This is a genomic window from Streptomyces sp. NH27 (genome assembly GCF_056859195.1).
Genome location: NZ_JACEGK010000020.1, coordinates 22,384 through 28,761 on the forward strand (window position 1 = coordinate 22,384; position 6,378 = coordinate 28,761).

Genomic DNA, 6,378 nt, shown 5'->3' on the forward strand with positions numbered 1-6,378 from the left:
GGCGCCCGCCCATGACCGACCTACCGAACTGCTGCGCCGCCGGTCGGGCCTCGACGCCGGTGACGCGGCACGCGGCGGGGACCGCAATCGCCGACGGCGCGCCCCCGGACCGTACCCGGATGGTCCGGTTGCCCGGCGGCGCGTTCCTCATGGGCACCGACGGCGGCGAAGGGTATCCGGCTGACGGAGAAGGGCCGGTGCGGACCGTGACGCTCGCCCCGTTCTGGATCGATGTCACGACCGTGACGAACGCGGACTTCACCGCGTTCGTCGAGGCAACGGGATGGGTGAGCGTGGCCGAACGCCTCGGCACCTCCTTCGTGTTCGCCGGGCTCATGCCGGACGTCGACGCCGGGACACGTCCGGTCCCCGGAACACCGTGGTGGCACGAGGTGCCGGCGGCCGACTGGCGCCGGCCCGAAGGCCCCGGCTCGCAGATCGACGACCGCATGGACCATCCCGTGGTCCATGTCACCTGGCGCGACGCCCGCGCCTACGCGAAGTGGGCGGGCAAGCGGCTGCCCACCGAAGCGGAGTGGGAGTACGCGGCCCGCGGCGGCCTGGTACAGGCCCGCTACCCGTGGGGCGACGAGCGGGAACCGGGCGGCGTCCACCGTATGAACGTCTGGCAGGGCGAGTTCCCCGGCCACGACACCGGCGCGGACGGATACCGGGGCATCGCCCCCGCCGACGCCTACCCGCCGAACGGGTTCGGTCTCCACAACACCTGCGGCAACGTCTGGGAGTGGTGCGCCGACTGGTTCCATCCCACCTGGCACGTCGACGGAGCGCGGACCAACCCCGCAGGACCGCGCCGCGGTGAACGGAAGGTGATGCGGGGCGGCTCGTACCTGTGCCACGACAGCTACTGCTTCCGCTATCGCGTGGCCGCCCGAAGCTCCAACACCCCGGACAGCAGCGCCGGGAACATCGGCTTCCGTTGCGTCGCGGACGCCGCGCCCCGGGAGCGGCGGGGCCCGGCAGCGAGGTGAGGCAGGTGCGGGAGGCGCCTGCTCACCACGGCGCATGAGTCAGCGGGGCCACCGTCCATCGGGCGGTGGCCAGCCGGTCACGGGGCTGGTGTACCTACGCCTGACCGGCCGCGGTGACCCGTGAGTGCGCAACCCCTCGCATGCCCGGGCGAACCGCCGACCGTAAATGCCCGGGCAGCACGGGCATGTGCACTGCGAGGCGTCAAGTCACGCGACGACACTCCCACTGCGCCGTCTCGGAGGACGCTCAGTCGAGACAGAACTCGTTGCCCTCGATGTCCTGCATCGTGATGCACGACTCGTTGACGCCATCGGCACGCAGGAGTCGCACGCGCACCGCGCCGAGTTCGACCAGTCGTGCGCACTCGGCCTCAAGCGTGGAGAGGCGCTCCTCACCCACGAGCCCGGTGCCCACCCGCACGTCAAGATGCAGCCGATTCTTGGCGACCTTGCCTTCGGGAACGCGCTGGAAGTACATGCGCGGGCCCACACCTGACGGGTCGATGCAGGCAAACGCCGCACCCTGACGCTCGGGCGGCAGCGAGCGGTCGAAGTCGTCCCAGGTCGCGAACCCCTCCGGTGGCGGCGGTACGACGTACCCCAGCACCTCGCACCAGAAACGAGCGACACGCTCAGGTTCTGCGCAGTCGAAGGTGACTTGGAACTGCTTGATCGATGACATCGGCGAACCATAGCAGGGGGAGTGGGGTGTCATTCCCGGTGACGGAACGGCACGGCAGCGCACAGCCGGGGCCGTCCTCCCGCCAACATGCCGCGCCGGCCGTGCCGTGCGGTCGCAAGGGGAGCCGATGCCGGATGCCTCCAAGTGGGGCGGGCGTCAGCCCACGGCGTGCCGGGAGCGGCTCATGACGGTGATGCCGAAGGTCGCCATCAGGCCGAACACGGCCGGTGCGAGGAACACATGGGGCAGTCCCAGCAGGCGCACGCCGAGGCTGCCGGTCAGCCCGCCGAGCGCGCTGGCGATCGCGGTCGAGCTCATGAAGACGGCCGAGGCGGTCGCGACGGCCTGGGGCAGCAGGCGCTGGGCGACGATGATGCCCAGGCCGGCGAACACTCCCCACACCCCGCCCATGAGGACCTGGCCGGCGAACATGCCGGCCGCGCCGACGGTCAGCGCGAAGCACAGGTTGGCGCCGACGCCGAAGGCGGCGCCGAGGACCATCAGGCGCATCATCCCGGTCCGGCGGGCCACGACGACGGCCACCGGCATCAGGATCAGCTCGACCAGCGGCTGGATGCCGATGACCTCGCCGCTGACCGCCGTCGGCAGGTGCAGGTTGTCGTGCATGTAGATCGTCAGATAGCCGTACTTGATCGGCTCTCCCGCGTAGACGAGCACGTACAGCCCGGTGAAGGCCAGCAGGGGCAGCATGTCCCGTATCCCGACGCGCCGTCCGGCCGACGTCTGGGGTCCGTCCGCCGCCTGCGCGGCCGCGGCCTGCGCGGCTGGTGGGGCCGAGCGGGCGCGCGCGAAGCCCATCGGGATGATCTGCGCCAGGGTGCACACCGCGGTGGCCATGAGCATCGTGCGCGGGCCCGCCGCCGTGGCCAGCAGCGAGCCCGCGACCGGGCCCACGATCCACCCGGCCGTCAGCGCCATGCGCACGACCGAGACGACCCCGTCCCCGATCGGGCTGGCAGTGGCCTGTAGATCGTCGTGGACCGCGGCGAACAGCTGCGACCCGGCGCTACCGGCGAAGGCCAGGACCACGGCGCTGATCACGAACGGCATCCACACCTGGTGTGCCAAGGCCATGGCGCACCAGCCGACGAACCCGGCCACCGCACCGAGCCGGAACAGCCCGAGCCGTCGTCCGGTGCGGTCCGAGCGGGCGCCGATGAGGTAGCCGGCGACCGGGGCGGTGAGGCTGGTGAGGTAGTAGAGGCCCGCCGTGGTGAGCGAGACGTGCAGGTCGTCGACGAGGAACAGGGTGATCTGCGGGGTGGCGGCCGAGGTCCCGATCCCGGACAGGAACAGCGCTACGGTCGCCCCGCGGTACAGCGGTGAGCCCCACACCGAGCGGATCGCGGAAGGGGCGGGCGCGACGTCGGCGGCGGCCAGTACAGGTGACAAGACGGGTCCCCCCGGAAGATCGGACGCAAGAGCTCACACACCGTAGCTTCGAACAAACGGAACATCAATAGTGTTCGAAACGTAGCCATAAGATCAAGAATGGTGTTTAGTTCGACTATGGCCGGTACCGATCGCTTGAGACAGATCGCCGACGCGCTGCGCGAGGGCGCCGAACGGAGCGTCGCCGAGCTGGCCGACCTGACCGGGGCCTCGGAGATGACGATCCGCCGCGACCTGGAAGGTCTGGCCGAGCAGGGAGTCCTGGAGCGTTACCGCGGCGGCGCCAGGGGCCTGCTCCTGCGCGGCCAGGAACCCCCCTTCGCGCTGCGGGCGCAGGAAGGGCTGGCGGCCAAGCGGCGCATCGCCGCAGCGGTGAGCGCCCTGATCGCCGACGGCGAATCCGTCGTGCTCGACAGCGGCACCACCTGCCTGGAAGTCGCCCGCACGCTCCGCGACCGCCGCCTGACCGTCATGCCCCTCTCGCTGCACGCCGCCAACGAGCTCACCGGCGCACCGCAGTTGACCCTGCTCCTGCCCGGCGGCCAACCGCGCCCCGGCGAACTGGCCCTGACCGGCCCCCTGACCGAGGCATCGCTGGCAGCGCTGCGCTTCGACACCGCCGTCATCGGCTGCTGCGGCCTGACCGCCGCCGACGGCCTGACCGCCTACGACCTCGCCGACGCCGCCGTCAAACGCGCCGCCATCGCCTCCTCCCGACGCATCATCGCCGTCGCCGACGCCGCCAAGCTCACCCGCAGCGCCCTCGCCCACGTCACCCCCGCCTCCACCCTGCACTGCGTCGTGACCGACCAGGACGCACCCGAGGACCGGGTCCGCGAACTGACCGCGGGCGGCACCACCGTCCACGGAGCCTGAACCTCCGACCCGGTGGCGCCGCCCGGGTCCTTCGCGGGTCCTTCGCGGCCTGGTGGTCAACCGGTGCCGGTCCGCGCACCGATCGGGTGGACGACCTGCCCGACGGCCCGCGACCACACGTTCCGGCTCCCCGGCGCTGCTGTCGGTGTCCGCCGCCGTGGCCGCGGATCCTGCGCACCGCAGCCGAGCGAGAGCGCGGGTCCGAATCCGGGGCAAATCCCGAACCCGGACCTGAACCCGAACCCGGACCTGAACCCGGACCCGGACCCGAGTCCGACCCCGACCCCGAACCCGAGTTGGCGTACCGCCCCTGAGCACGTTCGTCGCCACAACCGGAAAGGAGCCCCCATGCCCGCCAGCCGGCGGATCGTGTTGTTCGACCTCTACGGAGTCATCGCCCTGCACCAGCGCCCGGGGGCCCTCGCGCAGATGGCCGCCTGCTGCGACGCGCCCGTAGACGCCTTCACCCATGCCTACTGGGACCTGCGCCCGCCCTACGACGCCGGACGGCAGTCCGCGCCGGAGTACTGGGCCGCAGTACTACGGCTGCTGTCGCGCCCGGTCGATCCCCGCACGATCGAGAAGTTGCGGCTCACCGACATCGACAGCTGGTCGCGCGTCGACGGGCGCATGGTCGCCTTCGCGCAATCCCTGCGCAGCCGCGCCGAAGTCGCCGTGCTCTCCAACATTCCCGCAGACCACGCCGATGCCTTCATCGCGGCTCAGCCCTGGCTGCAGAACCTGGACCATCTCGCCCTCTCCGGGAAGATCCACGCGGCCAAGCCGGACCCGGCCGCCTTCCACCACTGCGTCACCGCCCTGCACGCCGCACCCGCCTGCTTCCTCTTCGTCGACGACCGCGAAGAGAACGTCCGCGCCGCCCAGGCCGTCGGCATGACCGGACACGTCTTCACCGAATTCGGCGACCTGGTGCAAGTCGTCGACACCTGGCTGACGGCCGGCGTGGGGCATTGACGCACCGAGCACCGCCGCCAGGGGTCGAACGCGCTCCGGGTCAGGGGCGGTTGCCGCGCCAATCGGCGCAGGGCACGACCTCGAACCCCCGGCTGGGAAAGACGGCGTCCATGAAGAAGTCGTGCATGGCCGGATCGCCGTCGGCGCAACCGTCACGCAGCACGGTCACGTCGTAGCCACGGTCCGCCGCGTCGTAGCACGTCGCAGCCACCATTGCGCTGGTCGCGACGCCGGCGATCGCGAGCGTGCTGACGCCGCCCGCGCGGAGCACGAGGTCGAGATCCGTGCCGGCGAACGCGCTGGCGCGGCGTTTCACCACGACGACGTCCGCCTCGGAGACCGGCAGGGCGATCTCGGTTCCGGCCGAACCCTCGTGGAAGGTGTCCCCGGCTTCGTGGAAGGTCCTGAACAGTGCGTTGCCCGGCGGCAGGTCGGTCCCGTTGGAGCGGACGGCGAAGTGCACGAACACGACGAGGGCGCCGGCCGCGCGGGCGCGCGGGATCAGTTCGGTGAGCGGCGGCACGACGTCCCTGGCGAACGGGTAGTTGCTCGTGATGCCCTGCTGGATGTCGCCGATGATCAGTGCGGTGGCCATGTCAGGCTCTCGTCCAGCCCTTCTGGGTAGGGTCCTGCGGTCAGCGGGACTGCCGTGCCGGTGGGGCCCGATCATACGATGATCGACGGCGCGCTACACCGGTTCGGCTTGCGTGGCGGAGGCGGTGGCGGACAGCAGTTGGGGGGCGTCGGCCAGCACCAGGCCCGCGGCGCCCCGGACCTCCGCGCCGTCGCCCAGGTGCCCGGCGACGATGTCGAGGCTCCTCACAGCGGAGGGCAGCGCGTGGCGGTGCACCCCGGCCCGCATCGGTTCGAGGATGTCCTCGCCGGCGGCCGCCAGGTCGCCGCCGACCACGATGAGGCGCGGGTTGAGGAGGGTGACCAGGTTGGACAGCGCGCGGCCGACCGCGTCGCCCGCGTCGCGGACGGATCGAAGGGCGCCTGCGTTGCGCTGTTCGAAGAGCCCGGGCAGGTCGCGGGCGGCTACCTGCTGGCCCCAACTGTCCGACAGCAGCCGGGCGATGGCGACGGGGCTGGCGACGGTCTCCAGGCAGCCGCGGTTGCCGCAGCGGCAGATCAGGCCGTCCGCGGTCAGCGGCAGGTGCCCGATCTCACCGGCCAGGCCACGCGCGCCCAGCAGCAGCTTCCCGTTGCTCACGATGCCCGCACCGATACCGGCGGACAACCGGACATACACCATGTCGCTCGCGTGCCGCCCGGCCCCGTACATCCGCTCGGCGAGCGCACCCGCATTCGCATCATTGGTCACCCGCACCGGCAAGGACGTACGGCGCCGCAACTCGTCGGTCAACCGCATACCGACCCAACCCGGCATGATGCCCTCCGCACCCAGAGCACCACTGCCCTTCTCCTCCGGAGAAGCAA

The 6,378-nt window shown here is 71.5% G+C and carries 7 protein-coding genes; 3 read left to right on the top strand and 4 right to left on the bottom strand.

Annotation, left to right across the window (positions count from 1 at the left end; genetic code table 11):
* The first annotated feature begins 11 nt into the window (after positions 1-11).
* Entirely contained in the window at positions 12-992 is a 981-nt protein-coding gene (locus AC13HU_RS03625; protein ID WP_483040243.1) for a formylglycine-generating enzyme family protein, read from the top strand.
* 247 nt (positions 993-1,239) lie between these two features.
* On the opposite strand, the gene AC13HU_RS03630 is transcribed toward AC13HU_RS03625, so the two are convergent.
* Both AC13HU_RS03630 and AC13HU_RS03635 read right to left on the bottom strand, forming a co-directional pair.
* Entirely contained in the window at positions 1,240-1,674 is a 435-nt protein-coding gene (locus AC13HU_RS03630; protein ID WP_483040244.1) for a VOC family protein, read from the bottom strand.
* Between the two features lie 156 nt (positions 1,675-1,830).
* The gene (locus AC13HU_RS03635) at positions 1,831-3,087 is read right to left on the bottom strand and encodes an MFS transporter (protein ID WP_483040245.1); all 1,257 of its coding nucleotides are present in this window, start codon (positions 3,085-3,087) and stop codon (positions 1,831-1,833) included.
* A 117-nt stretch (positions 3,088-3,204) separates the two neighbouring features.
* Here AC13HU_RS03635 and AC13HU_RS03640 point away from each other — a divergent pair, with 117 nt between their 5' ends.
* Positions 3,205-3,963 carry a DeoR/GlpR family DNA-binding transcription regulator gene (locus AC13HU_RS03640; RefSeq protein ID WP_483040246.1) on the top strand — a complete coding sequence of 253 codons (759 nt, stop codon included), beginning with the start codon at positions 3,205-3,207 and terminating at the stop codon, positions 3,961-3,963.
* A gap of 348 nt (positions 3,964-4,311) precedes the next feature.
* A complete protein-coding gene (locus tag AC13HU_RS03645) occupies positions 4,312-4,938 on the top strand; it encodes an HAD family hydrolase (RefSeq protein WP_483040247.1) in 627 nt (208 codons plus the stop codon).
* Between the two features lie 40 nt (positions 4,939-4,978).
* Here the strand turns inward: AC13HU_RS03645 and AC13HU_RS03650 are convergent, their stop codons facing one another.
* On the bottom strand, positions 4,979-5,533 hold the full coding sequence (locus AC13HU_RS03650; protein WP_483040248.1) for a cysteine hydrolase family protein: 555 nt from the start codon (positions 5,531-5,533) through the stop codon (positions 4,979-4,981).
* A 93-nt stretch (positions 5,534-5,626) separates the two neighbouring features.
* The coding region (locus AC13HU_RS03655) for an ROK family protein (protein WP_483040249.1) at positions 5,627-6,378 on the bottom strand (752 nt) is incomplete at its 5' end.